We start from the raw sequence: 23,410 nt of genomic DNA, 5'->3' as shown, positions 1-23,410 counted from the left end.
TTTAAAGATAGAGAGCGGATGTCCGCGTCTGAAAGCGGTGGAAGATACCAATACCACTTACTGGTTCACAGCGCTCAGGAAGAACGACGAGAACACCGTCTGAAGTCCAACGACGATTGCCGTGAACGCGACGAGTGAGCTCATCGTGAACGAGAGCGACGAAAATCCGCTCGAGATCCATTGGTAGACCAACGTGCCCGCGTACACACTGCCAACGCCGAACACCGCCAGCCCGGCCGTCGCGCCGTGTTCGAGCGACAGCGAATTCGTCACCCAGTCCGTGATTGGATCTTCGGGCTGCCGAATCGGATCGCTCGCCACAGCTGCGAACACCCCGAGACTAGCGATCTGATAGCCGACGATTGTCAACAGACTCCCCGCAATCATCGAGCGGATACCAAGATTTACACCGCCGATTGATACCCCACTGCCAGCGATTCCCATCACAGCCATTCCGACGAGGCCCAGCAGGAGACCCGGCACCGAGAACAGATAGCTGGGCGCATTCACCAGCATGAAGCGGACGTGTCGCCACCCATCTTTGAAACTCTCGAGGGTCTCTTCACCCTCGCGTTCGTGATAGATGATCGGCGTCTCCGCGATCTTCAGATCCTGGGCGCCGGCTTCCATGATCATCTCACTGGCAAACTCCATCCCCGTCGTCTCCAGATCCATCGTTTCGTAGGCCTCCCGCGTGAAGATCCGGAAACCGCTGTGTGAGTCACTCACTCCTGCACCGTAGAATAGGTTCAGGAACCTCGTCAGCATCGGATTCCCGATGTACTGATGAAGCGTCGGCATCGCGCCGGGTTTGATCTCGCCATCGAGACGGCTTCCCATCACCATATCCGCGCCGGTATCCTCGAGTTCGGCGAGCAGCCGAGGAATCTCCCGGAAGTCGTACGTCGTGTCAGCGTCACCCATCGCGATATAGTCCCCACGAGCACGCTCGAAGGCATATCGATAGGCGTACCCGTACCCACCCTGGTCGGGTTCGACGACGATCGCCCCGTGTTCACGGGCGATTTCCGGCGTGCGATCAGTCGAACTATCGCTGATGATGATCTCCGTTGGCACTTCAAGCTCTTCGATTGCTTCTTTGATCCAATCGAGACACTGTCCAATACCATCTTCCTCGTTCAGCGTCGGCATAACGACGGTCAACTCGGGCTCGAGTTCGGACTCCCGATCAAGGAGGAAGTTATCGGCAGATCGATGTCGGAGTACGGTTCCGTTTTCCCCATCTTCAGCACCCTCCAAAACTTGTGATTTCTGCTTGGTGGACATTTGTATGTTATGTAAATTGATGCGTACTGATCCTGATTGTAGAACCACATAAGTATTCTCACTTGAGATTAGCATATCCATACTCCTCAATTAGAGTATGTCACGCAATTTTATGATTAGGAGGATGAAGAAGCTTCAATCACAAAGAAATACCAAAGTATTCATTACAAAGCAATTCCAAAGTAGATGGAATCACTACATACATCATAGGTGACTGGTAAGCATCGTGAACTAAATTCTTGACAGGAGTTTACCAATGGTCGTAAACGTCGGTGTTCATCTCCTTGTAGTGCCATCGCATATATTATCTGTGAAGGCGGCCAAATTCATGGGCGTACCCACTGAAGTTGCTAGTGCCCTCCTTCCTAGCGTAGCGCCTGTCTCTTACCCACCAATCGAACTGCCAACGTGACAGATATGGATAGGTACGTGCGACAGAAATCAGTTGAATTCAGTTTTCTAGTCCATTAGATGGGGCAATTTGGCACCTCTGTTTCACCCGAATTCAGTAAGCCACTATCGGTATCATCGCTCGGATCACGACTGAACTAGATAGTTCAATCTCAAAACAGGAGCAAGAGGGTCTGTAACGCTCGTCTGAGACGACATAGACGTCTGGGTAAGAGACAGCCGTTCATGGCGGAATTCTATCCTCGCAGAAAGATAGCTTTGAATTGGCTTTCGGCCAATAAATATATAAATCTGATATAGAATGTCTCAACTGAGAATGCAAGGGGTCGAGAAGGTGGACGACGGTGACAAGTTAGTTGAGAAATTGGTGGGCCAAACATGTGCTTTCTGCGGTGACGGTAGCCTCACATCGGATAGATATAAAGAGAATATGGCAGTCATCTGCGAATGCTGTGGAACACCCGCTGCGCAACTCTGGGAACAGTAGCCAGCGGCGGCAGTTGCTTTAGCGGTTTGAGGTGGGAAGCCCCCACTTTCAAGGAGTGAGCCACGGCAGTGGCGACCAAACAGGGTGGGGACGAATCGCACGAAGTCCTGTCAGCGACTCGAGTCTGCGCGGCGCTGGATCGGCTCGGGCTGCGTTTCGGATTCGCGTCGTGGAGACGGTTGTGAGCGGAAAACTCGAGCAGTGGGCCAAAACTCACCTTTCATAGGGATTGGTGGAATTATGTGCCAGTAGAACGATAGATGACTAACCCGGATAGTCGAAATAACTAACTCATCAACGCTCACGTATACCGACTAATGAGTTCCCGTCGTGTGTGGAAAGCCACGGTGACGGTGCTCGCGGTGGCGGTGACGGCCCGGCTGCTCCCCCTCTTCTGGACGCCGTATCCATTTAATCCGGATGGCTTCATGTTCGCCGCCCAGGCCCGTGATACGATCGCGACCGGGACGCTCACCGGCGCGGGGATTGGTCCCCATGGTTACGTGTTTCCGACGCTCCTTGCGATAGCGGCCAGCGTCACCGGCGTGGCACCGCTCTGGCTCGCCCAGCCGAGCATCGCCGTGGTCGGCGCGCTCCCGCCGGTACTTGCGGTCCTGCTGGTCTGGCGTTGCACGCCGTTGTCCACCCAGCAAGAGCGCGTCGCAATCGCGGCGACGGCCGCCGGGCTAACGTTGGCGCTCGAGGGCATCTACCTACGCCGCACTGTCACGGTCAGCTACGAGGTGCTGGGCCTGCTGTTCGTCGTGCTCCTCGCGATCGGCAGCCAGCGCGTGCTTCGAACCCGCCGCCTAGCATGGGTACTTGTGACTGCGACGTTCCTGCTCGTCCTTCCGATCACCCACCACCTCAGCACGTTTATGGCCGCTCTAACGCTGGTGGGGCTCGTCGGACTCGCGGTCGCCCGCGACGGGCGGGCCGCGTTCGGGCCGGGTCTCGCTCTCCTGGCCCCGTTTTGGCTCTACATCGGGGGCTACTACGCGCTGACGCAACCACCGTATGCCGCCGAACTGGCCACAAAGCCGGGCCTGTTCGTTGCCTGGGTCATCGTGTTGGGTGCAGGCGCGCAGTGGCTGACTCGAGCCTCCGCTCGCAACGCCCGGCTAACCGTCGGCACCGTCGCTGTCGGAGGATTCTCGATACTCGGTGCCAACGCGGTCTGGGGTCTCTTCCCCGGCACCGCGACGACGCCGCCGCAACTACTCGTGTACGTCGCCCCGCTGACGGTGCTCGCCGCGCTGGCGTGTTGGGGGCTACCGCTGGGGATCGGCCGTGTTGGCACGCGGGCGGTCGTAGCCGCGCTCCTTGTCGCGCCCATCGCCTGGGTCGGCTTTGCGGTCACCGCCGGCGTCGATCCAGTGTACGCTGACTTTGCTCGCCGAGGGCAGACGTTCGTCCACCTCGCGAGCGTCGTCTGTGCCGGGGTGGCAATCCCTGCACTCGTCCGGCGCTGGTCACCACCGGTCACGCCCGTCGTGGCCGTCGGGCTCCCACTCCTGCTCTGCTTCTGTGCACTCGCATCACTCCCGCTGGCCTTCGCTGGCCTCGAGGCGCTCGCCTATCAAGGGACCACGACGCCTGCCGAGTTCGAGACGGCCACCTTCGCGGCGACGACGCTGGGCGACGACTGGACCAGCGACGATCACGTCACCCGGGTTGCCCGCAACTACTATGAAACTGGGGCCTCGCCCCAACCGGCGTACAGTTGGCTCCAGGGCAACGCCCTCCGGTGTTCTACCGTCATGCAACGGTCGTGGCAGACCGTTGGCGCCCAGCGGTATCCGTCGTCGCCGCTGGCGCTCGAGTCGAGCATCTACACCGAAACCAGCGCGACGAATCACGTCGTGTATACGACGACGAGCCCCGATCCGCTGACGCTCGTCGTGCCCAGAGCTGGCAGCACCTGTTGAGGGTGCTGATCACCGGGCGGACCCAATGGGGGATACAACGTGTCCGGCAGAGCCCTGTTCGTGGATTGGGACCCCGATACGGGTGGTCCGCTTGTTGGTGGGGTCATGGGTTGTGGTGGCGACGTGGCCGTGCCATCGATACCTGCACTGCTGCCTCCGCTGTAACCAGGCTAGCCAGATACCGGTTCTCCCAAAGCTAGTAGGAATCAAACTGTCTACCCACCCAGGAGTGAGACCAATCATACGCGTAACTGCGTGTCTGAACCTAACCACCGATCCCATCTATGTCACACAATAACAAGAACCACTTCAGATGTAGGAGCGTGGGCCTCCTATGACTGACGCCAGTCTGGACGAGGTCGATCGGGCCATCCTCCGGGCGCTACAAGAGGATGCACGCCACCACACGAATGCCGAGATCAGCGAGCGGGTGGACGTCTCCGCCAGCACCGTCGGCAAGCGCATCGCCGCGCTTGAAGAACAGGGGGTTATCAAGGGCTATCGCACGGAAATCGACTACGATAAGGCTGGCTACCCACTGCTTGTCCTGTTCATCTGTACGGCGCCGATTACCGACCGTGAACGCCTAGTCCGGGAGACACTCGGCCTTGATGGGGTCGTGAACGTCCGCGAGTTAATGACCGGAGTGAATAACGCCCACATCCTCGTCACTGGCACAGCCAACGACGATATCACGCGGATCGCCCACCAAATCGATGAACTGGGATTCAACGTGAGCGACGAAATCCTGCTGCGCAACGAGTACAATGAGCCGTCGGTCCACTTCGAGCCCGACGTCGCCAACGAGTGACCGGTCACGCGAGCCACCGGCTTCAGAATCGGTCATCGAGGGTATTTATTGCGCGCGTTTCCAGCGGTACGCCAGGATCGTTCGCGTTCGGGGTTTGTTACGACAGAATTGAAACGATAAATTCCAACATTCTTATAGTAAAACAAAACGTGGAGATAGCCGTCAATCATATGCCCGTTGTGTCACCCGTGCAAACGAAGTCGCCGAGCATCGCCATCATCGAATCCGTGGCTGCCCACGAAGGCGTCGATCCCGTGGACCTTGAGGTGCCACTGTACGACGTAATCGACCCTGACGTACTGGACACCCTCCTCCAGGGGGCGAGCAAGGATGAAACCACCAAGCCGCTCGAGATCGAATTCACCTACGTCGGCTACGACGTGACCGTGACCCGTGACGGCGCCGTCCACGTCACCGAAGCTGGATAAAAAGGATGCGTTCAGTTGATCGATTTCGCATGTTCTGGCCAATCTACGCCGGATCATCCGATCAGTAGATCTGTGAACTGAACGCTGAATAGACCATCAACCGCCTCGGGGTCAAGCCCCGTGGCATCCGCTTTGATTCTTTTGTGAACGATCGCCCCTGCTACTGCTTGGCACATCCTCTTGCCTTCACCTACGTTGGGTTTATTTATGACTGAATTTGATCGCTATCTCTGGGCGATTGGTCATATCCAGCGCCGCCGCCTACTACTTACCTTGCTACGTGAACCACTGATACATATTGGTGAGCTGAACATAGGTGAGAAGCAGAAGGAAATGCTCCTTGTCGAAGTGAAGCACGCCCATCTCCCGAAGTTAGCTGACCATGGGTTCGTCGATTGGTATCCTGAGGAAAATAGAGTGGAAAGAGGCTCTGAATTTGAGGAGGTTGAGCCGCTGCTCAGACTGCTGCATAACAATCAAGAAGAACTCCCTGAGGGCTGGTTATGAGGGCCTTCGGCAGTGTGAGCGACTGCTTTCGTGGACAAGAAATCTCCCACCTGGTGGCTGTTTCAGTCGCTATCGGTTTGCCGATTGTTGATTCTCCGCTCGAAGACTGCAGCGAGTCCTCGTCGCCCGAATAATTATCTTAGCAAACGTGGTTTATTCAGTCAGCAGAATTTCCATAGGTGAATACAGAGGGTGGGGTGTATCCCATTACGACCAGCCGTGGAAAACCCCCAAGATCACCATGGCTGCCCCGATGACGAAGTAAATCCCTTCGGTCGTGGTCCATGATGGCTGGTTAAGGAGCAGAACCTCAATGACAATCCAGGCCATCAAGAGGCCGCCAGCGACCACTGAGAGGAGTGCTCCAGCCTGCGGACTCGTTGCCATCGCGTAGGTGGCAATGGCTGTACTGCCACCGACCAGTACTGCCAGCAGCAGACCCGGGAGGAGGAAGGTGTCGAACGGGGTTCCCACGAGCCATTCCTGTGGAAGCGGATCGAGGCCAGTTGCCATCGCAATCCCGCCTCCGATTGCTGTCAACGCAACGAATCCACCAAGTAGGAGGAGCAACCATTGCACGAGTGTCGGCACGTGGTGCCACCACCAGAGAGTTCGTTGGAAGCGAACTTAATTACAACCGTGGTTCTCTCCCGACTATGATCAGTGCTACTGCCCTCCCTGGAACCAGCACACCTCTGTGACCACCGACATCGGGCCGGAGGAGACATGGTCGTCCAGTCCTGTCACACACGTTGTTCGGCGCTGCTGAGTGCCAATACAAAACGGGAATTCTCAGGCCTGAATGTCTTTGATTACCTGTAATTGAGGGTGCTAACCCCCCTTCTGCTCACGGCGACGCCGTTCGCATGGTCAGCGGGACCGACGGTCCCGCGCTATCCGCAGCGAGCGAAGCGAGCAGGGAGGGGAGACAGCACCCGCACGTCTTGGTTTCGTGTGAATCGGCACCTTTATTATTCCTTCGTTCGAAGGTGAAAGTAAGATGCTCACCACGTTTCCGGCGGTGTTCACACGTGACAATAAGCGTGCATTGTCGGTTGTGGCCGAGTGTTGATTCGGTAGGAGTGGGACACTCCGAACCACCTGTAACGGGAAGTCGCCTGCGGAGTCTGGAACCGTCCGCAGAACGCCGTACGGCGTTCTGCCGGGCCGCACGAGACGCTCCGCGTCTTGTGGACGCTGTGGGATCTGTTCCTGCACGTTCCGACACAGAAACAGGACGCTCCGTCCGCACCAAGCGAGGGCCGGGGAGGCCCGAGCGCGGGAGGGCGGAGTAGTTCACATTCGAGTCGCTTCCTTCGCTTCTTCGGCGTGTTCGAGTGCATACTCCAACTGTCGGCGGTGAACCGCTTCCAGTTCGTCCACATCCGCGTCGGTGAGTTTCGTCGTTACGACCACGCCAGGGAGGTTCGTTTTCAGTTGTGAACCACGCGTCTCAAGCATCTCCTCTAAGTTGAAGTCATCCATCGACATCGGTCCAGATAGGGCCGCTTGAGACATCTAGGTTTGCCCTTCCTCGAGACGAAAGGAGTGCAGGGAGATGATCGCATGATCGAAATGCATGCTCCGGGAATTCCTCACGCAACTTCATCTCAATGGGGTTGTTCTGGTCGGTTGGTCGTTGGGCGCGATCGTATCGTGGGAATACGTGGATCAATTCGGCACCGACCGGATCCGAGCACTCGTCGACATCGACATGGAACCTTCTCCCTTGAAACGGGAAGACTACGATTGCGGGACCTACACTGTGGAGGGGCTCGCGGACGCTCTCGGTCGTCTCCAGACAGATCCAACGGATCTCATTGAACAGAACATAGAGGCGCTGCTGAAAGATCCCCCGTCAAGGGAGCTCCAAACCATGATGTTCGACGAGGACTCCCGGACGTCACCGCTCATTCAGGCGGCGATGCTGCTCGGATTGCTCCGGGATTATCGGGATATGCTCCCCAATATCGACATCCCGACGCTGGTGTGCGCTGGGGCGGACGAAAAATGGCGAACCGTCGCAGCCGTCGAATACGCGACGGAACTCATTCCCGATTCGAGATTCGAACGCTTCGAAGACAGCGGTCATTGTATCACCGTGGAGGAGCCCGATCGGTTCAATCAAGTCCTGAGCGACTTTGTCGACTCGCTCTGACGTATTCGCGCCTTGTTTCTTACAGAGACTCGACTAACCACCGAACTGTTGTCAGAAGCGTCGTGCAAGGTACAGAGCATGGATTCAGCACGACAGGAGTGATCGAACTATATCCGTTTGATCATGCTGTGTCCATGTCCAGCGTCTCTTGGAGAGGCTCGACACGAAACACGTAATCCGCGTAACTGCGATCAAGATTCGTGGGACTCTCTTCGTCGGCATGCTCCTGACAGAGAACGGCCTCTGCCTCAACGGCACCGTGCCCGGTTTCTTCCTGATATCGTTCGAGGACGACAAACGTCGCCCTCTCAGTGCAGCCTCGACGGTGGCACTCAGGAAGCGAGTCCGGAACTCCGTCCTCGCGTCGGTTCTCGTCGTCTGCTTGCTTCTCTCGTCCGTTTTCCGTGTTTGCCATCCTTGTTCCCTAGGGAAGCAAGCGGGATAATGCTGTGGTCGTTCGTAATCTCGTGTCGCATTCGCGCGCTGTATCTTGCAGAGGCACAGCAAACTGCCGAATCACTGTCAGAAGCGGTGTGCGAGATACAGAGGGGCAATTCGTTATTCTCTACACGGATACAGCGAGAGTGCCGCGGGGCTTGACCCCGAGGCGGTTGACGATGTCCAACTGTAGATTGCACCGTGTGCCTCAAACGCGGCATACTTCTTGCAGATATCTTTATCATGTAGAGTGGTGCCAATGGGCATGATAGTACATCGATGACTCAGAAATGGACCATCAGCGGCGATTACGTCGAAGCGTGCAACTGTGACGTCATGTGTCAGTGCATCGCAATGGAACCACCCGACGACGGCGTGTGCACTGCGTCACTCCTCTTCCACGTTCAGGACGGTTACTACGGCGATATCGATCTGGGCGGTCTCAACGCAGCGATGCTCGTCCGTACCGAGGAGGACGTCATGTTCGCTCCAGACACGGGGTGGGACGTGGTGCTCCTCGTTGACGAAGCGGCCGACGACGACCAGCGGGCCGCCCTCGAGGACATCTACCTCGGCCGGGCTGGGGGCATCTTTGGAGCCGCTGCCGATGCACATGTCGAAAGCGCCGAGGTCGCGACCGCTCCGTTCACCTTCTCCCGGGACGAGACGGATTTCTCGGTCGAGATCGGCGACATCGTCTCCGTAGAAGCGGTCGGGAAACACGGCTTCAACGGCGAACTCGGTACGGTCTCGCCTCATCCGCTGACGGCGAGCCACGAGATGAACACTGGCCAATCGACTACCGCGACCGTCTCTTACGACGAGGCGTTCACGTGGGATGTCTCGGGGAACAACTCGTTCCTCGGTGACTTCGAGCTCGCCAACGCCTGATCAAGGTCAGAAGATTGGCCAATCGCTCGATCATGCCTATTACAGACTCGTTCCGAGAACGGTTCCATTATGACAACATTCCAGCCATTGCGCTCGTCACCTACGTCATTGCCGTTTTCGCTTGGCTGGTACTCATCAAACGCTGGCTCCCGATGCCAGGCGGAGCGATGGACATGCAGATGTCCGATCCAGGTGCGCCAGAGGCGATGGCGCTCGAGAATGGCTTTACCGGCGTTGGTCTCTACCTTGTCATGTGGGCCGTGATGATGATCGCCATGATGTACCCGTCGTCGGTGCCTCTCTTCCGACTGTACTACAAGACGATCGAGGGGACGACGAAAGGAAGGAAGGCTGCCCGGGTCGCTGCGTTCATGGGGACGTACGTACTCGTCTGGACGCTGACCGGGGTCGTGCCACTCGTCGTCAATGCGGTGGTGCCGCTCGCGACCGTCGCCGACCAGTACACCGGGTTCTTGATGGGTGGGACACTCCTTCTCTTGGCGGGCTATCAGATGTCTCCATACAAATACCGGTGTCTCCGGTACTGCCGGTCGCCGCTCGGGTTCCTGATGAGTAACCATCGGCCGGGAGTTCGCGGAGCCGCCCGGATGAGCTGGGAGTTCAGCGTTTTTTGCGTCGGGTGCTGTTGGGCGCTGTTCGCGTTCATGGTGGTCGTGGGCTCGATGAACATCGTCTGGATGGCGCTCATCACGGTGGTGCTCTCGCTCGAACGGGCAGTATCATGGGGTGAGCGGTTGGCTCGCCGAACTGGCATCGTCGCCGGGATCGCCGGAGTTGCTGTCCTTGCGATTTCCGTGGTGTGAACTACCCTGCCCTACTCGCCGCCTTCGGCGGCTCCTTGAGGGCGGGGGCTTGGCACCCTCACCGCCACCGCTAAATCCCACTCTTCCCGATTGGTGAATTCGCGCTATCTATTCACCTATGGAAATTCTGCTGGTTAAACAAACCACGTTTGCTAAGATAATTCTTCGGGCGACGAGGACTTGCTGTAATTTTCGAGCGTAGAATCGACAACCTGCGAACCGATTGCTACTGTAACAGCCACCAGGCGGGAGACTTCTTGGTAGTGAGAGCAGTCGCTAACGTTACCCACCAGCCGGCCAATGAGCGCCGCCCCGGCGGCGCTCAGGCACTCACCCCTGGTGGATCGTACACCTCCTCACGGTCCAGCATATGATACATTGAAACCAGCAGCTTCCGAGCGGTTGCTACAATCGCTGTTTTCGAGTTCTTCTTTCGGGCTAATCGGTTGTAAAACCGGCTAAGGTACTCGTCTTCGCACGTATGAACCGCTGTGTACGACGCTTGAACAAGCAGCCACCGGACTCGTCCTGATCCTCGCTTCGAGATGCTTCCCTCAAACCGCGAGTCGCCAGACTCGCGGATTATCGGGTTCAACCCAACGTAACTTACGACCTCCTTGGCCCGGTCGAACCGTGCGATCTCTCCCAACTCCGCGTAAATCGTCAACGCCGTAAAGTAACTCACACCAGGAATCGTCATCAGGAGCTGGGTCTCCTTCAGAGACCCAGCCCGCACCTCGATCTCCGCTTCCAACGACTCTATCTGCTCGGTGAGCGCCTGAATGAGTTCCAGATACGACTCCAACAACGTATCCCACGGCGCCGGGAGCGAGAGTTCCGCCAGGAACTCTCGTCCCTCCACACTCAGCGGTTTCACCTCCTGAGTGATCCCGTGATCACTCAACAAACCGTGGATCTTGTTCGCATACTCAGTCCGGTTCTCAACGAGCTTCTGGCGCCCGCGCACAAGTGCGCGGGCTTGCCGAACCTCATCGGTTGGGACGTAGCTTTCAGGGATTGAGCCCAACCGAACCATCCGAGCGAGTTGTTTCGCGTCGACGCGGTCAGTTTTCTTATCTGAGTCGGAGATCAGTTTTAATTCGCCGGGGTTAGCGACGGTCACATCCAGATACTCTGAAAGCGTATCGTGGATGTGGTAATAGTTGCTGGTCGCTTCAAGCGCGGCTTTTGACCCAACGTACTGCTGGGCAAAGTCGTCGAGGTTCGCGTTTTCGACGCGAACCTCTTCGACGATCTCACCGTTTCGTCCAATACTGCGATTTGTGAGTACCGCTTGTGTACGTCGATTCCAATGAACATTGGATTCACCTCGGAACGCTGGTGCGTGAAACAGAGATTCACCTATGCGGGCTTTCCCGACTGCCGCTCCTGGCGGCAGTCGGGCTGTACTGCCCAGGACTCGGCTTCCTACGCACTCGGACCAGTCAGCAGCACGTGCTCTCGGGCACGGAATAGATCTCGGTCTCTTGCGTCCCATACTTGTTTCACGCTCTTATGGGATAGCAGAATTTCCATCGAGTCAGCAGACGAGATTAGAACTGGCGAGTCGTTGGTAAGAGTGGAGTGCTGACTGGCTGCTTTCGTGAACAAAAAGTCTCTCACCTGGTGGCTGTTTCAGTCGCTATCGGTTTGCCGTTTGTTGATTCTCCGCTCGAAGGCTGCAGCGAGTCCTCGTCGCCCGAATGATTGTTTTGACAAACGTAGTTTGATCAGTCAACAGAATTTCGATAGGTGAATGCAGAGAATGAGTTCCGCACGGAAATCTCGTTTGAGCTGCCTGAACCTAATGCATAACAATTCAGTATATGAACTGGATGCCTCTTTCACAGACCAAGTCACGTGGGGATATTTTTTACGTCTATTCCCGTAGAAATCGTACTGGCAATGAGTATTCTCACGGAATTCACCGTCCCCGCAGATGAATTCGTCTTAGCAGACACATTAACGGTGGCACCAGAGATACGAATCGAAATCAAACGTGTCGTCGGGGGCGAATCGCACGTCACTCCGTACTTTTGGGCTTTCGGAGAGGATCTCACCAACTTCGAGCAAGCCTTACGTGACGACGATATGGTTCGAGAAGTACTCACTTTGGAAGAGCAAGAAGAGCAAGCAGGTCGCGATGAAGAGGAAGAAGAGCGGTTCTATCGAGTAACGTGGGAAATGAGCGTGCCAAATCTAATTACTGCAGTCTCCGACGCGAAGGCAACTGTCTTAGAAGCCGCGAGTGTTGACGGTGATGATTGGGAAGTGAAGATTCTGTTTCCGAATGAGGAATCGCTCTCTGGATTCTGGGATTACTGTCTCGAAAACGAGTTTTCTTTTCAACCACAGCGTGTATATCGACCGGAAAACCCTGAAGAGCGGGCCGAGTATGGCGTGACCCCAGATCAGCAAGAGGCACTGGAAGCCGCATACCACGCTGGATACTTTGACGTTCCGCGAGATCGGACACTCACCGAACTCGCTGACAATCTCGATATTTCTCGGAACGCGTTGTCAGCACGTCTTCGTCGAGGGCATCGGAATCTTCTTTCCAATACGCTTATCCACGATGATTGACATCCTCCTCCGCGTTCACGCGGAGGAATCCTGAGCGGTGGAGATTTCAGGTGAGCAGTTCCACCGACCCTCGACACGGTGCGAATCCGTGCGGGGGTCACGGACTGTGGCGGGTGGGACTGCTGGGAGTGCCAAGCCCCCGGTACTGAACTCCTATCCTCGACCGTGGTCGACCCTCGTGGTTGGTTGTGCCCGGCGAGGCTCGAGTGGGCTTCGACAGACTCGGAGTTACGTTCCGTGGTGCTTCCAACAGTCGACTCCGCGTCACCCCTGTGAGGGGTGGGCGGTCATCGACTGGTTCCGATTAGTGTCTGATTGCTTGGGGCGGCCAGGCCGCCATCGTCGGACTGGCGGGAATCACTCTATTCCCTGCCTGATTCCTCCGCTCTCAGAGGGTTGCTTCCCACTTCAATGTATGGAAAAGAAATCTCGGACTGGTCATCGAAGCGTGAATTCCGTCCGAGTTGTCGAATTCATCCCGCGCCTAAACGCGCGGGTATTCTCCTCGCATCTCTATAACCGCTTCTGTAGGTTACTCTCCTACATATAAAGAGTGGGAGCACGACCACATTGAACCTATAGAAAACAGGCTCATACCAAAATGTAGCAGCAAAAGTGGTATCATGACATCCGAAGAAATCCCCGCATTTGGTCAGACCGAGAGTGAGAGTCGAAGAAACACCAAAATCAACTCTGTCAGTTATCGCGTGATCAAAAGGGTTGCTGAGGAAAGCAACAAATCCATATCTGAATTAGAATCGCTGTACTACTCTATCGATCCGGACGCTCTTGAATCGCTTTTTTCAAATCCACCCAATCGAACGGCAGATCAACTCACGTTCATGTTTTCCGGTTATCGGATAACTGTCAATGGTGAGGGTTCTACTAGTACGCCTTCAATCGTGATTTGCTGGATATAGCTGATGGAGTTTGATGCGAGCGTCATCGGTCGTGAACTGCCAGTTGATCACGGATTCGTCCTCGTTTCGGGTACGTTCCCACGCAGCGACCTCCGCACGGAGTGTCGCTGCGTCAGGAATGCGCCGATCAAGACACTCCGTCCACAAGGCGCTGAACTCGATCTCTGCCATGTTCAGCCAACTCCCGTGTTCCGGCGTGAAGTGAAATTCGAGCTTGCTGAGCAACCGACGAGCCTCCTCTGGTGGAAGATGTTCGTAGAAGGCGTACCGCTGGTGCGTGTTCAGATTGTCCATTACTACCCGGATGCTGACTGCATCCGGGTAGTGATCATCCACGAGCGCTTGCATCTGCTGGACGAATTCCTGCTTGCGCCGCCGCTTCGTTACCTCGACGTGCCGCCAGCCGCTCAGCGGTTCGCTCATCACGAAGAGGTTGCGTGTTCCATTCCGTTCGTACGTGTAGTCGTACCGAGCGACCGCTCCCGGCACGTCCGGGAGCGGGTCGCGGACCTCTTTGTGCAGTTCCTTGCTGGACTCGTCAAAACAGACGATCGGGCGGCGTGGATCGTAGGGTTCGTGATAGAGATCGAGGACTTCCTCCATCTGGCAGACAAAGGCGGCGCTGTTTTCAGGCGTAATCACCCACGATTTTGATCGGTGAGGGTGCAGTCGTGTTTTTTCAGGACCTGTCGAACGGTCTCGTGAGAGATCGACTCAACGTCGATCTCGGTGAGGGCGACGAAGTGCTCGGCTAAGAGATGCAGCGACCAGCGAGACCGTCCTTCCGGTGGATCGCTGCAGGCCAATGCAATGAGATGTGCTTCTTCACGTCCGTCGAGTTTACGCTCGTAGACGCGGTCGGCCTTGCGGCGAGTGATCGCCGCGAGGCCGTCCTCGGTGTAGCGTTTCCGGACGCGTCCAACTGTGCCGGGATGACAACCGACGGCTTCACTGACCTGCTGGTCAGTCAAGCCGTCATCCGAGTGCAAGAGACACCGTGCGCGTGTGAGTTCCCGCGTTTTGTACGTGCCCGCTGAAAGCATCGCATTCAGCTCCGCTCGTTCATCGGCAGACAGATCGACAGAGTACTGTTGTGTTCGTGGCATGATTTACTCCAGAGAATTTCTGAACACACCCTAGAGGCGCTCTACGCAGATAAAGCTAGCAGTTCAGGGCTGAAGCCGCACTAGTGTAATAGATGATTAGAAATCAAAATACTGATAGTCGAAGAGAATCCCAGCGACATGCACCGTATCAAAAAAGTACCCGACAGACTGCGAATTACAGCGGCTGCACACGGACGAGTAGTGGGAGAAAAGCACACGTAGAGCATGAATCCAAATGGATGACTCAGAAGATTTGCCCAGCTCCGGATCTGACAGGGTAATTGAACGAGAGGAAACGTACGAGCACGAGACGTATGGTTTAGTCGAGATTACAGGGATTTGGAAAGGCGTCCACGGAGTCGATACGACTCATGAAGCAAACGAAAAAGACGTCTTCATCGTCCGCTACTCAGCCAACGAGGATGGCAAGGAAGTCGATGAACTCACAGACACGTTAGACGAGTTTCTCGAATCCATCGAGTGGAATTAGAACCAAATCGACCCACTATCATGGGACATTCACACCTTCTCTTCGGAAAGAACGTAGCCTTCTACCTGAATACTGTCAAGAGTGGCTTTCTGGATACAGAGTGTGTATGCAACAGATTGGTACATATGAGAAACCGCCAGGTCCTCTCGAGTTACCCGGCCTTGGGTTTATCCAGCTCCACATCGGACGTCCCACATGAGCCTCTTTGCCGAATTTGACCTCCCGACGAGTGCGTTCGCCCTGGAGGAAACCCTCGCTACGGTTCCCAATGCCGTTATCGAAATTGAACGTGTCGTCGCCTCTGAGGAGATGTTGACGCCCCACTTTTGGGTGTCGAAGGTCCCCGATAAGGATTTCGAGGAAGCGACCGAATCAGACCCATCAGTTCGTGACCTCCGACGGTTGGATTCCTTCGACAACGCCACGCTCTATCGGGCCGAGTGGACGGAAAATATCGAATCGGTCGTCTATGCCTACAGGGAGATCGGGGCAGTGATTCTCGAAGCAGTCGGCACAGAGGACACCTGGAACGTGCACATGCGATTCGATGACCATTCGCAGCTCACCATGTTCCGAACACATTGCGAAGACAGTGGTATTCCATTCCAGGTGAAACGCCTTCATGAGGTCACCCAACCCAGTCCGGCCCATCAATTTGGTATCACCGAAAAACAACACGATGCGCTCGTGAAGGCATGGGAAGCCGGCTACTACGAATCGCCAGCCGAATCGTCCTTGGACGAAGTCGCCTCCACACTCGGTATCTCACAGCAGGCGCTATCCCAACGGATGCGGAAGGGCTATGACAGGCTTATCGCCAACACCCTCGTCGCCGAACATCCAGATTCCGAGTGACCATCCAGACCGGGATATAAAACCTTGTACAGACAAGGCAACGGGCTATCCTCCAGTTCCGTGTACTCAGATGTGAGTGATATTTCGATGTCAGCTGAGAAGATGAGTGACGGTGTCCCTGATTATGACACCATTCTTGACGTTTGTTCAGATAGACAGCGTCGTGTCATTCTTGCAAAACTTTTAGAACAAGATCGTTCGCTCACCATGCGTGACCTCATGCACGCCATTGCCAAACACAATCATCATGCACCTCTCGAAGAGCTCGCTAGCGAGGTCATGGAACGGATTCAGATATCGCTGCATCATATTCACCTCCAGAAGTTACAGGCAGCGGAGCTCATCGAGTATGATACCGACCGTCAACTGGTCGAACCTGCGGAGATGATCGACGAGATACATCCCACTCTCGCGGCTATCCTTGATGCCGACCCCGCTCTCGACTCATTACGTAGACAGTGAGAGTGGGCTGACTAGTCCCAGTAGAAAGCAGCGGGTTCCCCCACCCAACCGGCTCTGAGAGATACGCACGTTGTATTTCGCACGCCCGTGCTATAGTGATTAGTGTACCATTTCATACGTTCCTATGTAGTGAAGTACCACGGGGGCACGCCCTGTGGCTTCACCGTGTTGGCGGCAAGCCCAGAAACGGGCCATATGGCCGCAGGCGAATGTAATTCCCCTCGGACTTCCCGAGATGGGTCAGCTGGAATTCACACCCGAACACGCGGTGTGTCCGTGAGGGTCGGCCGCTCCACCACGGCCCGATGGCGTCCGTCGCACCACGCCGAAGACGTGGGTTTTGAGAGAGCCACATTCCTCCGCAACTGCGCACAGTTGCGACGAATTACGGTCTTTAATTCGTGCAACTGTAGCTTTAAACACGTTAGGAAAGATAATAAAGCTTACGCGATTCACCCTCGGGGTCAAGCCCCGAGGCACCCTCGCTGTAATACTGTAGATTACACATATAATAAAATCACAGTGACCGAGATAGAGCGTGTATTCAGCAACCGTCTCCCGTTTGTCCGCCTTCGACTAACTGACTAAGCTGCCAGACCTGAAGTGGGGGGTACAAGAGTTTGATTTGTCGGTGAATCTCGCGTCCTCAATTCTCCGAAAATTATATTGTATTCCTCAATCAATTCTTTGACACGAATGTCCCCGTCGTCCCTCCGTGTCCGCACTCTCCCTGCGGCATGGCGATTCGCGATAATCGGCGCACTCGCCTCGCTACCCGCCACTGTCGTTGTGAACTGGCTGCCGGATTCGGAGGCGACCATTGGTGGAAGTATCATGATAATCGGCGCGTTCATCGCGGGAGTCATCGCTGCAATCCGTTCGATGGACCCGGGTGCTGCCGGACTCCGTACTGGTGTTCTTGCTGGTGTTGTCGCAGTACTCACGCTGCTCGTGGCAGTATTCAGCACCGTTCTCAGTGATGCTACGGTGACATGGCCATCGCTGTCGAGAGTCGTATTCGTCGTTTTAGCCAGTGGACTGGCACTGTGCGTCGCCCCCATCTTTGGTCTGGTATGCGGTCGAGTTGGTGGGTGGATGGCGAACACCGTTACCTCGCGATTGACGACCGGCGCAGACGCGTCGTAGCAGCGATACAACAGACAGGTAGACGTTTGGAGTCGATCGAACAGACTTCTTCCAAAATGGCCGGTGGTCGGTACCCGATTCGCGCTTTGTATCTCGCGACAACTCAACGAACAAACAGAATATTGACGGAATAGATGTGCGAGATACAGAGGATAAGTTTAGCTGTAATTGAGGGCGCTAAGCCCCCTTCCTCAGCGAGCGAAGCGAGCAGGGAGGGGAGACAACGCCCGCACGTCTTGGTTTCGTGAGAATCGGCACCCTTATTATCTCTTCGTTCGAAGGTGAGAATAAGATACTCACCACGCCTCCGGCGGTGTTCAAACGCGACAACAAGCGTGCATCGTCGGTTGTGGCCGAGTGTCGAACCGGTAGGAGTGGGACACTCCGAACCACCTGTCAAGGGAAGCCGCCTGTGGAGTCTGGAACCGTCCGCAGAACGCCAACAGCGTTCTGCCGGGCCGCACGAGACGCTCCGCGTCTTGTGGACGCTGTGGGGACGTTCCCTGCACGTTCCGACACCGAAGCAGGAAGCCCTGTCCTTAACAAGCGAGGGCTGGGTAAGCCCGAGCGCGGTAGGGCAGGGTAGTTCACCACGACGCCATCGTTTATTTCATGCCAAAACAGGTGAACCAACTGTTCAGTAGATCTGCTCATTTAGCGATCCGGGCACTGTCTAGATGAGAGTTTGAGGAACGAGCAGGTGGTGGCGAGAAGTGTCCATGCAACTCGCCGACCTGCTCAGAGAGACCTTAGACGTGGACTGTGATGAGGTTTGGGAGAACGAGCGCACCCCGACACCCGTCAGGGTGTTCGGGGTGCGACTGCATTCGATGAGATTGTCAGTTCGGGAGGTCGTCGCAGTGCTCGAATTACTCGGTATTGACCGTTCTCACGGCGCAATTTGGAATTGGACGCATACACTCTCGGAGGCCCAGAGCGACCCGCCGACGGCGCAGCCGTCGCGGGTCGCGGTTGACGAGAAACAGATTGAGGTAGACGGCGAAAAGAAGTGGTTGTACGCCGCGATCGACACAGAATCAAAGCTACTTCTCGAAATCGACGTGTTCAGCCGCCGCGGGACTGACCCGCGCGCGCGCGCGTTCCTGCATCGATCTCCAGAGAAACACGATATCGCCGAGACAGAGTTTCTCGTCGATGCTGGCGGTTACCTGACTGCCCTCGCTCGTCATGAATTGAGCGGTCAGCTCGACTACAGCGAGCGAAACCACATCGAAAAGTGGTTTCAGACCGTGTCGATGCGGATCGACCGCTTTCACTCGTTCTGGCGGGGCAGTCCAGCCAGCGCACGCCGCTGGCTGAGACGCTTCAGACACCACTATAACCACGATCGACCGAATCAAGCGCTCAATGGCCGAACGCCGGCTGAGGAGGTGCTGAACTAGACAGTGCCGCGATCCGCGTTCTATCAGAGAAAGATAATGTTCGGAACATCCCGCTGAAGAAAGACGCTTGGCGGCTTTCTGTAGGCCATTAAGACTTTTCACCGCGCAGGCGCCGGTCTGGTTTTTAAATGATTGCGGCGTGTATTCTTCACGCTCATCGCGTTGCAAGCAGCCACCCCTAAACCGAGAATGGAGTCACCATGAACGGATACACTACTAACATCGAACAGGATACATTGGAAAACGAGGATTATCGCCGGGTACTTTACACCGGTGAGAACACCCAGCTCGTTCTCATGACCCTTCAGCCGGGCGAAGAGATCGGGTTAGAAACCCACTCAGATATCGACCAGTTCATCCGGGTCGAAGCAGGGACCGCGCAAGTAGTTCTCGACGACGAAGAGATTTCCCTTGAAGACGATGATATCGTAGTGATTCCTGCTGGAGTCGAACACAACGTCACAAATACTTCAGAGGAGGAAGCACTTCGGTTGTACACGCTCTATAGTCCACCAGAGCATCCAGACGGCACTGTACACGCGACAAAGCAGGATGAGCCGGACGACCATTGAGAAGAACACGCAGACACCACAGATACTTTTTGTAGTCGAAAGTAGGTCGGATGCCTGGCAATCAAACAAAATAAGATGACGCCGATTTGTTGTACCTATCCTCTGAGTCGGTCACGTCGTTTCTGGCAAGAATCAGGTAGTTCATGTAACGTGTACTGAACCCGGGGCGCGTATGTATCAGGATCAACGCTCCTCAGGACATTGCTGAACTGCGAAGTCTTCGGACGTGCTAGGATCAATATGGATGAGTCCCAATAATCTCGACTGTGTCCCCCACCTGAATTGTCTTCCCCCATTCTCGCTGTGGGACATTTGTTACTGTCATTAAGCGGAAATCGGTTTTGAAGCGGTCGCTGTCGAGCCACTCGGGACGGGTTTCTCTGCGCTTACGGATGAACCTCTGGCGAAAGGCATCGTACTCCTCTCCAGTGTCGGGATCACGCGAGATAACGACACACCGCTCACACGGTTCAATGCCTTCGAACTGGACGTCACCGATACGGAAAGCAACCGCTTCGCCGTGATTGGCGACGAGACGGTCTTCCCAGAACGGGGGCACACCACCAATTTCGAGATTTGCGCGAAACCGTCGGCGGACACTTTCCAGATCGATTTCCGGAAACCACGACGCAACTTCGCGGAGCGTCGCGGTGCTGATGATCGAGGGACCGGAGATATCGTGTTTGTGGAGATCGTGATGGCCACTTGCGGTATATCGACGGACGCTTGCTGGCTGGTCGAAATAGTCTGTCAACCACCGATTCAATTCGGTTCGATCTTCGAGATCGAAGGTTTGAGGGGTTGTCTCGCCCTGGACGTGGAGTGTGAGGGTGCGGGCATCTGGATCGAAGGTTGAGCGCAATCGGTGAACAGCATCGGTTCGTTTTCCATTGATATAGTCGCCACTCGAAGCAGATTCCGTCTCTGGTTCATAGGGTCTATCAGCGGGTTTCGCAAGGACCGCATATTCGCGGTCATGTTCGATTGTTCCTCCCTCAGTGATTTGTCCCGTCGTCATTTCGAATGAATCGAGGGCTTTGATCGGGTAGGTCATAATTCGACGGAGTTCGGGCATGACTGAGATGAAATTCAGTTATCCTATATTTATTTATTTTGTTTTACTGATATATCCCAAAAATTTGTATAATGACTACAAATTTGATATTAACATACTCCCAACCTGAAGACGTGGGTATGCACTCGTGGTCTCTATCAGATCACCGAAGAAACTGATAAACTCACGCTCTAAGCCTTGCAGGCCGTTACTGTCAGTTCACAGTCCAAATCTGCTACTACGCGAATGCTGATACTCACAAGTCGAAGGCTGAAACACCACCTAAGTAGCTTCAACCATGAACGTGTGAGTACATCATCCGACGATCAAACTGCCAGTTCCAGCTCATTTTTCTGAAGCCTTGCAAGATACACAGCGCGTATTCAGCAGGAGTTCACAGCTCAGCCCGGAGGAACTCAACCGTTCGGGACCAAGCTAACTCAGCGGCGTCTTCGTCGTATTCCGGTCGGTCCGATTCGAAGAACCAGTGTTCGGTATCGGGATACGTGTGGAAGGTGACCGGGCCGTCCCCGGCCTGCACTCGCTCTCGAAACGCTTCGACATTGGGCTCGGGTTCGAATGGGTCGTTCTCGCCGAAATGGCCCAGAACCGCCGTGGAGGTCTCCACGTAATCCCCGTCGCTCGTTCCGTAGAAGACGACGGTCGCGTCGATGTCATCCGGTCGATCTTGGACCATCCTGAGCGCGTAGTATACCCCCATGGAAGCCGCTATCACGCCGAGTCCGTTGGCGAGCCGCTGATGAGTACGGAGGAAGTCGAACGCTGCGGAGACGTCTTCAACGGCCCGTGTTGCATCGAGTGCTGACGACACAGCGTCCGCCTCATCGGTGGTCGAGGCGACGTCCCCGTGGTAGAGATCGGGGGCCACGACGAGGAAGCCCTCACTTGCCAACCGGTCGCAGATGTCTCTGAAGCACTCGTTGAACCCCCACCATGCGTGGACGAGGAGTATCCCCGGATAGGAGTTCGACCCCGGTGCGGTGACGTAGAGCGGTAGCTCTCGGTCATCGATCGATATTGATTCCATCGAATGCATGCGCACCCATAGTGTTGGAAGAAGTATATTTGTATCTGAATTACTATTCTGCTGACTCGATGGAAATTCTGCTATCCCATAAGAGCGTGACACAAGTATGGGACGCAAGAGACCGAGCTGTATTCCGTGCCCGAGAGCACGTGCTGCTGACTGGTCCGAGTGCGTAGGAAGCCGAGTCATGGGCGTCACAGCCCGACTGCCGCTCCTGGCGGCAGTCGGGAAAGCCCGTATAGGTGAATCTCTGTTTCACGCACCGCCGTCCCGAGGTGAACCCAATGTTCATCGGAATCGACGTACACAAACGGTACTCACAAATCGCAGTATTGGACGAAAACGGTGAGATTGTCGAAGAGGTTCGCGTCGAAAACGCGAACCTCGACGACTTTGCCCAGCAGTACGCTGGGTCAAAAGCCGCGCTTGAAGCGACTAGCAATTACTACCACATCCATGATACTCTTTCAGAGTATCTGGATGTGATCGTTGCTAATCCAGGCGAACTAAAGTTAATCTCCGACTCGGACAAGAAAACTGATCGCGTCGACGCGAAACAACTCGCTCGGATGGTTAGGTTAGGCTCGATTCCTGAAAGCTATGTTCCTACCGACGAGGTTCGGCAAGCCCGCGCACTTGTGCGCGGGCGCCAGAAGCTTGTCGAGAACCGGACCGAGTACGCGAACAAGATCCATGGCTTGTTGAGTGACCACGGGATCGCTCAGGAGGTAAAACCGCTGAGTGTGGAGGGACGAGAGTTCCTCGCGGAACTCTCGCTCCCGGCACCATGGGATGCGTTGCTGGAATCGCATCTAGAGCTTATTCAGACACTCACTGAGCAGATTGAGTCGTTGGAAGCAGAGATCGAGGAGCGGGCTGGGTCTCTGAAGGAGACCCAGCTCCTGAGGGTCTCTGAAGGAGACCCAGCTCCTGATGACGATTCCTGGTGTGAGTTACTTTACAGCGTTGACGATTTACGCGGAGTTGGGAGAGGTCGCCCGGTTTGACCGGGCCAAGGAGGTCGTAAGTTACGTCGGGTTGAACCCGATAATCCGCGAGTCTGGCGACTCGCGGTTTGAGGGAAGCATCTCGAAGCGAGGATCAGGACGAGTCCGGTGGCTGCTCGTCCAAGCGTCGTACACGGCAGTTCATACATGCGAAGACGAGTACCTCGGCCGGTTTTTCAACCGGTTAGCTCGAAAGAAGAACTCGAAAACAGCGATTGTAGCAACCGCCCGGAAACTGCTGGTTTCAATGTATCATATGCTGGACCGTGAGGAGGTGTACGATCCACCAGGGGTGAGTGCCTGAGCGCCGCCGGGGCGGCGCTCATTGGCCGGTCGGTGGCAGCGTGAGTGATAACTCTCGCAACCAAGAAGTCTCCCGCCTGATGGCTGTTACAGTAGCCATCGGTTCGCCGGTTGTCGATTCTATGCTCGAAGACTGCAGCAAGTCCTGATCGCCCGAAGAATTATCTTAGCAAACGTGGCTTGTTTAATCAGCAGAATTTCCATAGGTGAATACATTCTCTGTATTCAGCAAGCCGTTTTTGACAGCTATCGATGAGATCGATTATCACCTCGTTACCTGCTTGACGTGTA

At 55.5% G+C, this 23,410-nt stretch carries 23 protein-coding genes and 2 pseudogenes; 17 read left to right on the top strand and 8 right to left on the bottom strand.

Annotated features, from left to right (window positions below; genetic code table 11):
- Positions 1-57: 57 nt before the first annotated feature.
- Positions 58-1,287, bottom strand: coding sequence for a glycosyltransferase family 2 protein (locus tag NJU76_RS22770; RefSeq protein WP_254532746.1), 1,230 nt, complete (start codon positions 1,285-1,287; stop codon positions 58-60).
- Positions 1,288-1,999: 712 nt separating this feature from the next.
- Between NJU76_RS22770 and NJU76_RS26790 the strand changes: the two genes are divergently transcribed.
- The 5 genes from NJU76_RS26790 (at position 2,000) to NJU76_RS22750 (ending at position 5,859) form a co-directional block, all read left to right on the top strand.
- Entirely contained in the window at positions 2,000-2,185 is a 186-nt protein-coding gene (locus NJU76_RS26790; protein WP_340681243.1) for an HVO_A0556 family zinc finger protein, read from the top strand.
- Positions 2,186-2,502: 317 nt separating this feature from the next.
- Positions 2,503-4,113 (top strand): sodium/phosphate symporter, encoded by a 1,611-nt coding sequence (locus NJU76_RS22765; protein ID WP_254532745.1) that lies wholly within the window; start codon positions 2,503-2,505, stop codon positions 4,111-4,113.
- A 334-nt stretch (positions 4,114-4,447) separates the two neighbouring features.
- Positions 4,448-4,924, top strand: a complete 477-nt coding sequence (locus NJU76_RS22760) for an Lrp/AsnC family transcriptional regulator (RefSeq protein ID WP_254532744.1) — start codon at positions 4,448-4,450, stop codon at positions 4,922-4,924.
- A gap of 170 nt (positions 4,925-5,094) precedes the next feature.
- Positions 5,095-5,352 (top strand): HalOD1 output domain-containing protein, encoded by a 258-nt coding sequence (locus NJU76_RS22755; protein ID WP_254532743.1) that lies wholly within the window; start codon positions 5,095-5,097, stop codon positions 5,350-5,352.
- A gap of 207 nt (positions 5,353-5,559) precedes the next feature.
- On the top strand, positions 5,560-5,859 hold the full coding sequence (locus NJU76_RS22750; RefSeq protein WP_254532742.1) for a hypothetical protein: 300 nt from the start codon (positions 5,560-5,562) through the stop codon (positions 5,857-5,859).
- Positions 5,860-6,066: 207 nt separating this feature from the next.
- Here the strand turns inward: NJU76_RS22750 and NJU76_RS22745 are convergent, their stop codons facing one another.
- Complete coding sequence (locus tag NJU76_RS22745) at positions 6,067-6,372, bottom strand: hypothetical protein (protein WP_254532741.1); 306 nt, start codon at positions 6,370-6,372, stop codon at positions 6,067-6,069.
- Between the two features lie 783 nt (positions 6,373-7,155).
- On the bottom strand, positions 7,156-7,350 hold the full coding sequence (locus NJU76_RS22740) for a hypothetical protein (RefSeq protein WP_254532740.1): 195 nt from the start codon (positions 7,348-7,350) through the stop codon (positions 7,156-7,158).
- A gap of 88 nt (positions 7,351-7,438) precedes the next feature.
- Between NJU76_RS22740 and NJU76_RS22735 the strand changes: the two genes are divergently transcribed.
- A complete protein-coding gene (locus tag NJU76_RS22735; protein WP_254532739.1) occupies positions 7,439-8,017 on the top strand; it encodes an alpha/beta fold hydrolase in 579 nt (192 codons plus the stop codon).
- Positions 8,018-8,138: 121 nt separating this feature from the next.
- On the opposite strand, the gene NJU76_RS22730 is transcribed toward NJU76_RS22735, so the two are convergent.
- On the bottom strand, positions 8,139-8,432 hold the full coding sequence (locus NJU76_RS22730; protein ID WP_254532738.1) for a hypothetical protein: 294 nt from the start codon (positions 8,430-8,432) through the stop codon (positions 8,139-8,141).
- A 302-nt stretch (positions 8,433-8,734) separates the two neighbouring features.
- Between NJU76_RS22730 and NJU76_RS22725 the strand changes: the two genes are divergently transcribed.
- Entirely contained in the window at positions 8,735-9,346 is a 612-nt protein-coding gene (locus NJU76_RS22725) for a DUF1326 domain-containing protein (protein ID WP_254532737.1), read from the top strand.
- A gap of 32 nt (positions 9,347-9,378) precedes the next feature.
- On the top strand, positions 9,379-10,170 hold the full coding sequence (locus tag NJU76_RS22720; RefSeq protein WP_254532736.1) for a DUF2182 domain-containing protein: 792 nt from the start codon (positions 9,379-9,381) through the stop codon (positions 10,168-10,170).
- A gap of 322 nt (positions 10,171-10,492) precedes the next feature.
- On the opposite strand, the pseudogene NJU76_RS22715 reads toward NJU76_RS22720, so the two are convergent.
- Positions 10,493-11,490, bottom strand: a pseudogene (locus NJU76_RS22715) (IS110 family RNA-guided transposase).
- A 585-nt stretch (positions 11,491-12,075) separates the two neighbouring features.
- On the opposite strand from NJU76_RS22715, the gene NJU76_RS22710 reads away from it, so the two are divergent.
- The gene (locus NJU76_RS22710) at positions 12,076-12,753 is read left to right on the top strand and encodes a helix-turn-helix domain-containing protein (RefSeq protein WP_254532735.1); all 678 of its coding nucleotides are present in this window, start codon (positions 12,076-12,078) and stop codon (positions 12,751-12,753) included.
- Between the two features lie 623 nt (positions 12,754-13,376).
- Entirely contained in the window at positions 13,377-13,673 is a 297-nt protein-coding gene (locus tag NJU76_RS27205; protein ID WP_425604316.1) for a HalOD1 output domain-containing protein, read from the top strand.
- On the opposite strand, the gene NJU76_RS22705 is transcribed toward NJU76_RS27205, so the two are convergent.
- Positions 13,650-14,779 (bottom strand): IS630 family transposase gene (locus tag NJU76_RS22705; protein ID WP_254532734.1). Its coding sequence is split into 2 segments (ribosomal slippage): positions 13,650-14,344 and positions 14,344-14,779, totalling 1,131 coding nucleotides; the frame shifts between segments, so codons are not numbered across the junction. The two genes, NJU76_RS27205 and NJU76_RS22705, sit on opposite strands and share 24 nt — an antisense overlap.
- A gap of 235 nt (positions 14,780-15,014) precedes the next feature.
- Here NJU76_RS22705 and NJU76_RS22700 point away from each other — a divergent pair.
- The 6 genes from NJU76_RS22700 (at position 15,015) to NJU76_RS22675 (ending at position 19,707) form a co-directional block, all read left to right on the top strand.
- Positions 15,015-15,269 (top strand): hypothetical protein, encoded by a 255-nt coding sequence (locus tag NJU76_RS22700; RefSeq protein ID WP_254532733.1) that lies wholly within the window; start codon positions 15,015-15,017, stop codon positions 15,267-15,269.
- A gap of 195 nt (positions 15,270-15,464) precedes the next feature.
- Positions 15,465-16,124 carry a helix-turn-helix domain-containing protein gene (locus NJU76_RS22695; protein WP_254532732.1) on the top strand — a complete coding sequence of 220 codons (660 nt, stop codon included), beginning with the start codon at positions 15,465-15,467 and terminating at the stop codon, positions 16,122-16,124.
- Positions 16,125-16,196: 72 nt separating this feature from the next.
- Positions 16,197-16,586: a DUF7344 domain-containing protein gene (locus NJU76_RS22690; RefSeq protein ID WP_254532731.1), complete on the top strand. Its 390-nt coding sequence runs from the start codon at positions 16,197-16,199 to the stop codon at positions 16,584-16,586.
- A gap of 696 nt (positions 16,587-17,282) precedes the next feature.
- Complete coding sequence (locus NJU76_RS22685) at positions 17,283-17,732, top strand: DUF5518 domain-containing protein (protein WP_254532730.1); 450 nt, start codon at positions 17,283-17,285, stop codon at positions 17,730-17,732.
- Positions 17,733-18,451: 719 nt separating this feature from the next.
- Positions 18,452-19,135, top strand: a complete 684-nt coding sequence (locus tag NJU76_RS22680; RefSeq protein ID WP_254532729.1) for an IS6 family transposase — start codon at positions 18,452-18,454, stop codon at positions 19,133-19,135.
- A 200-nt stretch (positions 19,136-19,335) separates the two neighbouring features.
- Entirely contained in the window at positions 19,336-19,707 is a 372-nt protein-coding gene (locus NJU76_RS22675; protein ID WP_254532728.1) for a cupin domain-containing protein, read from the top strand.
- A gap of 235 nt (positions 19,708-19,942) precedes the next feature.
- Here NJU76_RS22675 and NJU76_RS22670 read toward each other — a convergent pair whose 3' ends face one another.
- A complete protein-coding gene (locus NJU76_RS22670) occupies positions 19,943-20,782 on the bottom strand; it encodes an MOSC domain-containing protein (protein WP_254532727.1) in 840 nt (279 codons plus the stop codon).
- A gap of 373 nt (positions 20,783-21,155) precedes the next feature.
- Positions 21,156-21,809: a dienelactone hydrolase family protein gene (locus NJU76_RS22665; protein ID WP_254532726.1), complete on the bottom strand. Its 654-nt coding sequence runs from the start codon at positions 21,807-21,809 to the stop codon at positions 21,156-21,158.
- 284 nt (positions 21,810-22,093) lie between these two features.
- Here NJU76_RS22665 and NJU76_RS22660 point away from each other — a divergent pair.
- A pseudogene (locus NJU76_RS22660) lies at positions 22,094-23,120 on the top strand (IS110 family RNA-guided transposase).
- The last annotated feature ends 290 nt before the right edge of the window (positions 23,121-23,410 follow it).

It is taken from the genome of Natrinema gelatinilyticum (genome assembly GCF_024266705.1).
GTDB lineage: Archaea > Halobacteriota > Halobacteria > Halobacteriales > Natrialbaceae > Natrinema > Natrinema gelatinilyticum.
This window is presented reverse-complemented; position numbering and strand designations above follow the sequence as displayed.

Coding starts and splice junctions, on each gene's coding strand:
- NJU76_RS27205 (WP_425604316.1), top strand. CDS start 13,377: ATGACATCCGAAGAAATCCCCGCATTTGGTCAGACCGAGAGTGAGAGT.
- NJU76_RS22670 (WP_254532727.1), bottom strand. CDS start 20,782: ATGCCCGAACTCCGTCGAATTATGACCTACCCGATCAAAGCCCTCGAT.
- NJU76_RS22710 (WP_254532735.1), top strand. CDS start 12,076: ATGAGTATTCTCACGGAATTCACCGTCCCCGCAGATGAATTCGTCTTA.
- NJU76_RS26790 (WP_340681243.1), top strand. CDS start 2,000: ATGTCTCAACTGAGAATGCAAGGGGTCGAGAAGGTGGACGACGGTGAC.
- NJU76_RS22730 (WP_254532738.1), bottom strand. CDS start 8,432: ATGGCAAACACGGAAAACGGACGAGAGAAGCAAGCAGACGACGAGAAC.
- NJU76_RS22680 (WP_254532729.1), top strand. CDS start 18,452: ATGCAACTCGCCGACCTGCTCAGAGAGACCTTAGACGTGGACTGTGAT.
- NJU76_RS22675 (WP_254532728.1), top strand. CDS start 19,336: ATGAACGGATACACTACTAACATCGAACAGGATACATTGGAAAACGAG.
- NJU76_RS22750 (WP_254532742.1), top strand. CDS start 5,560: ATGACTGAATTTGATCGCTATCTCTGGGCGATTGGTCATATCCAGCGC.
- NJU76_RS22720 (WP_254532736.1), top strand. CDS start 9,379: ATGCCTATTACAGACTCGTTCCGAGAACGGTTCCATTATGACAACATT.
- NJU76_RS22770 (WP_254532746.1), bottom strand. CDS start 1,287: ATGTCCACCAAGCAGAAATCACAAGTTTTGGAGGGTGCTGAAGATGGG.
- NJU76_RS22665 (WP_254532726.1), bottom strand. CDS start 21,809: ATGGAATCAATATCGATCGATGACCGAGAGCTACCGCTCTACGTCACC.
- NJU76_RS22695 (WP_254532732.1), top strand. CDS start 15,465: ATGAGCCTCTTTGCCGAATTTGACCTCCCGACGAGTGCGTTCGCCCTG.
- NJU76_RS22745 (WP_254532741.1), bottom strand. CDS start 6,372: ATGGCAACTGGCCTCGATCCGCTTCCACAGGAATGGCTCGTGGGAACC.
- NJU76_RS22760 (WP_254532744.1), top strand. CDS start 4,448: ATGACTGACGCCAGTCTGGACGAGGTCGATCGGGCCATCCTCCGGGCG.
- NJU76_RS22740 (WP_254532740.1), bottom strand. CDS start 7,350: ATGTCGATGGATGACTTCAACTTAGAGGAGATGCTTGAGACGCGTGGT.
- NJU76_RS22755 (WP_254532743.1), top strand. CDS start 5,095: ATGCCCGTTGTGTCACCCGTGCAAACGAAGTCGCCGAGCATCGCCATC.
- NJU76_RS22725 (WP_254532737.1), top strand. CDS start 8,735: ATGACTCAGAAATGGACCATCAGCGGCGATTACGTCGAAGCGTGCAAC.
- NJU76_RS22765 (WP_254532745.1), top strand. CDS start 2,503: ATGAGTTCCCGTCGTGTGTGGAAAGCCACGGTGACGGTGCTCGCGGTG.
- NJU76_RS22700 (WP_254532733.1), top strand. CDS start 15,015: ATGGATGACTCAGAAGATTTGCCCAGCTCCGGATCTGACAGGGTAATT.
- NJU76_RS22685 (WP_254532730.1), top strand. CDS start 17,283: ATGTCCCCGTCGTCCCTCCGTGTCCGCACTCTCCCTGCGGCATGGCGA.
- NJU76_RS22735 (WP_254532739.1), top strand. CDS start 7,439: ATGCTCCGGGAATTCCTCACGCAACTTCATCTCAATGGGGTTGTTCTG.